This window comes from Sphingomonas sp., from assembly GCF_051962185.1.
Lineage (GTDB): Bacteria > Pseudomonadota > Alphaproteobacteria > Sphingomonadales > Sphingomonadaceae > Sphingomonas.
Genome location: NZ_JBQCCN010000085.1, coordinates 1 through 3,375 on the forward strand (window position 1 = coordinate 1; position 3,375 = coordinate 3,375).

General features: G+C 66.2%; 5 protein-coding genes. All 5 read left to right on the forward strand.

Features of this window, described 5'->3' with window-relative positions; all coding sequences use genetic code 11:
• A partial coding sequence (locus tag ACTHJR_RS05260) for a hypothetical protein (protein WP_440522074.1) occupies positions 1 to 463 on the forward strand: 463 nt, incomplete at its 5' end.
• Between the two features lie 44 nt (positions 464 to 507).
• Positions 508 to 1,002, forward strand: a complete 495-nt coding sequence (locus tag ACTHJR_RS05265) for an acyltransferase (RefSeq protein WP_440522075.1) — start codon at positions 508 to 510, stop codon at positions 1,000 to 1,002.
• Positions 999 to 1,382 (forward strand): hypothetical protein, encoded by a 384-nt coding sequence (locus tag ACTHJR_RS05270; RefSeq protein ID WP_440522076.1) that lies wholly within the window; start codon positions 999 to 1,001, stop codon positions 1,380 to 1,382. The genes ACTHJR_RS05265 and ACTHJR_RS05270 overlap by 4 nt, the downstream gene beginning before the upstream one ends.
• Positions 1,382 to 2,392 (forward strand): Gfo/Idh/MocA family protein, encoded by a 1,011-nt coding sequence (locus tag ACTHJR_RS05275; protein ID WP_440522077.1) that lies wholly within the window; start codon positions 1,382 to 1,384, stop codon positions 2,390 to 2,392. The genes ACTHJR_RS05270 and ACTHJR_RS05275 overlap by 1 nt, the downstream gene beginning before the upstream one ends.
• A gap of 29 nt (positions 2,393 to 2,421) precedes the next feature.
• A partial coding sequence (locus ACTHJR_RS05280) for a DegT/DnrJ/EryC1/StrS family aminotransferase (RefSeq protein ID WP_440522078.1) occupies positions 2,422 to 3,375 on the forward strand: 954 nt, incomplete at its 3' end.

Sequence of the window (3,375 nt, forward strand, 5' to 3'; positions counted from 1 at the left end):
GGGGTTGCGGGCCGCGCGGCCGACGCAGCTCTACACCGCCGGGGCGCTGCGCACGGCGCAATTGTGGCTCAGCCCCGATGGCCCGGCGGCATTGACCTGGGGGATCGGCGAGAAGCATGCGGCGGCCAAGCTCGGGGTGGCGGCGACGCTGGCGCTCAAGGCGTTGCTGGGCCTGCTGGCCTTGTTCGGCTGCTGGCTCGTCATCGGCGCCGTTCGCCGGTCGCGGCGTCAGGCGTTCGTCGACTATCCGATGGCGTTCGCCGTGCTCGCTCTGCTCGCCCTGGTGTTCCGCGCGATCGAGATGTTTGTGATCAACCTGACCGTCGGCGGTGCCGGCATGGAGGCGCGCTACGTTATCGAAACCTGGCCGGGCCTGATCGCGCTCGCCGGCCTCGGCTGGCGGGCGATCGCCGACCGATTTTCGCGGGAAAGCGCGGTGGACGCCACCGCCAACCATGGCTAAGAGCCCGGCATTCCGCCATTCGTACCCATGGGGCAATTCTCTCTATGCCGATCGCAGCGAGTACCAGGTGCGCGGATGGCGTTCGTATTTTCCATCCCGATCTCGTCAACATCTATGGCGCGACGATCGGTGAAGAGACCACCGTCGGGCCGTTCGTCGAGATCCAGTCGGGAGTCGTGATCGGTCGGCGCTGCAAGATCTCGTCGCACAGTTTCCTGTGCGACGGCGTGACGATCGGCGACGAGGTGTTCGTCGGGCACGGCGTGATGTTCACCAACGACCGCTTGCCGCGTGCGACCAATCCCGACGGCTCGCTGCAGAGCGCGGACGACTGGACGCTCGAGCACACCAAGGTCGGCAAGCGCGCCTCGATCGGCAGCAACGCGACGATCCTGCCCGGCCTGTCGATCGGCGAGCGCGCGCTGGTCGGCGCGGGATCGGTGGTGACGCGCGACGTTCCCGATTTCGCGATCGTCGCCGGCAACCCGGCCAGAGTGGTCGGCGATGTCCGTTCGCGCGACGGCGGAGACGCGGCGTGAGCCTGGTCGGTATGCTCGTCGTCGTCCTGACGGCATTGCTCGTCGTCGTCGGCAACGTGATGCTGCGCGCTGGGCTCAAGCTCAGCGGCGTGGTGCCCTTCGCACACGGAATTACCGGGTTGCCGATGGACGTCATCCGGCTGCTGCTCCAGCCGGTCTTCATCATCGCGGTGATACTCTACGGCTTCTCGATGCTGCTGTGGCTGCGCGTCGTCGCCACCGAGCAGCTCAACGTGGCCTATCCGACGCTGGCCGCCGTCACGTTCCTGACGCTGAGTGTTGTCAGTGTGATTTTTCTCCACGAACCGATGACGGTGAAAAAGGCGATCGGCCTCATCGCGATCCTCGTCGGGCTCATTCTGGTTGCAAGGACGAATTGATGATCGGTCTGGGTCTGGTCGGGTACGGTTACTGGGGTCCCAACCTGCTGCGCAATTTCGCCAAGCAGAAGGGCTGCACGGTCCGCTACGTCTGCGATCAGAGCGAAGCGCGCCGCGCCGCCGCGGAGGCGGCGCAGCCGGGGGTGAAGACCACCGCCGATTTCGCCGATCTGCTCAACGATCCCGAGGTCCAGGCGATCGCCATCGCGACCCCGACCAGCAGCCATTTCCCGCTCGCGCTGAAGGCGCTGCAGGCCGGCAAGCACGTGCTGGTCGAAAAGCCGATGACGGCGTCGGTCGAGGAGGGCGAGAAGCTCCTCGCCGAAGCGAAGGCGCGGGGCCTGACGCTGATGGTCGACCACACCTTCATCTACACGCCCGCGGTGCGCCGAATGCGCGATCTGGTCCGCTCGGGCGAGCTCGGCGACGTGCTCTATTACGATTCGACCCGGATCAATCTCGGCCTGTTCCAGCACGATGTCGACGTGCTGTGGGACCTCGCGGTCCACGACCTCTCGATCCTTGCCTATCTGGTCGACGACAAGCCGCTCGCGGTGTCGGCCACCGGCAAGGCGCACGTCGCCGGCAGTCCTGAGAATGTCGCGTTCCTGACGGTCAGCTTCGGCGGCCCGACCATCGCGCACGTCAACGTCAACTGGCTGGCGCCGGTCAAGATCCGCCGCACCATCCTGGGCGGCAGCAAGAAGATGGTCGTCTATGACGATCTCGAGCCCAGCGAGAAGATCAAGATCTACGACAAGGGCGTGACCATCGCCGAGAATGCCGAACAGGCGGAGCGGATGCGCGTCGGCTATCGCATCGGCGACATGCACGCGCCCAATCTCGATGCGTTCGAGGCGTTGAGCGTCGAGGCGGCGCACTTCCTCGACTGCATCGCCAACGGAACGACTCCCGACACCCCGGGCGACATGGGGCTGCAGGTGGTGCGGATCCTCGAAGCCGCGACCCAATCGATGCGCGAGGGCGGCCGCTCGGTCGCCATTGCCTGAACCAGGAAAGACTCCCCATGATTCCGTTGATGGACCTCAAGGCCCAGTACCAGTCGATCAAGAGCGAGGTCGATGCCGCGGTGATCGCGGTGCTCGAAAGCTCGGCCTATATCCTCGGTCCCGAAGTGGCGAAGTTCGAGGAGGAATTCGCGGACTATTGCGGCGGCGGCACCTGCGTCGCGATGAATTCGGGGACCAGCGCGCTGCATCTGGCGTTTCTCGCCGCCGGGATCGGCCCGGGCGACGAAGTGATCTGCCCGGCGATGACCTTCATCGCCACCGCCTCGGCGATCACTTATGCCGGGGCGACCCCGGTGTTCGTCGATGCCGATCCGCTGACCTGGAACATGGACCCGTCGAAGATCGAGGCGGCGATCACGCCCAAGACCAAGGCGGTGGTGCCGGTGCATCTCCACGGCCGTGTCGCAGACATGGCGCCGATCGCCGAGATCTGCCGCCGCCGCGGCCTGCTGCTGATCGAGGACGCCGCCCAGGCGCATGGTGCCGAATATCAGGGCCGGCGCGCGGGCAGCTTCGGGGACATTTCGTGCTTCAGCTTCTACGCCGGCAAGAATCTCGGCGCGGCGGGCGAGGGCGGGGCGGCGATCAGCCGCAATCCCGAATACGTCAAGACGATGCGGCTGCTGCGCGACTGGGGTGCCGAGCAGAAATACGTCCACACCCTGCGCGGCTATAATTATCGCATGGAAGGCATCCAGGGCGCGATCCTGCGCGTGAAATTGCGCCATATCGAGGCCTGGACCGAGGCGCGGATCGCGCATGCCGCCGAATATGACAAGCGCCTCGACGCGATGGGCGTCACCCGGCCGGCGACCCCGGGCGAGGGCGACCGCCACGTCTATCACATCTATGCGGTGCGCGTGGCCGAGCGCGAGCGCGTGCGCCAGGCGATGGTCGATGCCGGGATCGGCGTCGGCATGCATTATCCGATCCCGCTCCACCTTCAGCCGACCTTCGCCGAA

What these genes read in the sequence shown, in the direction of transcription:
- ACTHJR_RS05275 (WP_440522077.1), top strand. Translation starts at nt 1,382, where the DNA reads ATGATCGGTCTGGGTCTGGTCGGGTACGGTTACTGGGGTCCCAACCTG.
- ACTHJR_RS05265 (WP_440522075.1), top strand. Translation starts at nt 508, where the DNA reads ATGCCGATCGCAGCGAGTACCAGGTGCGCGGATGGCGTTCGTATTTTC.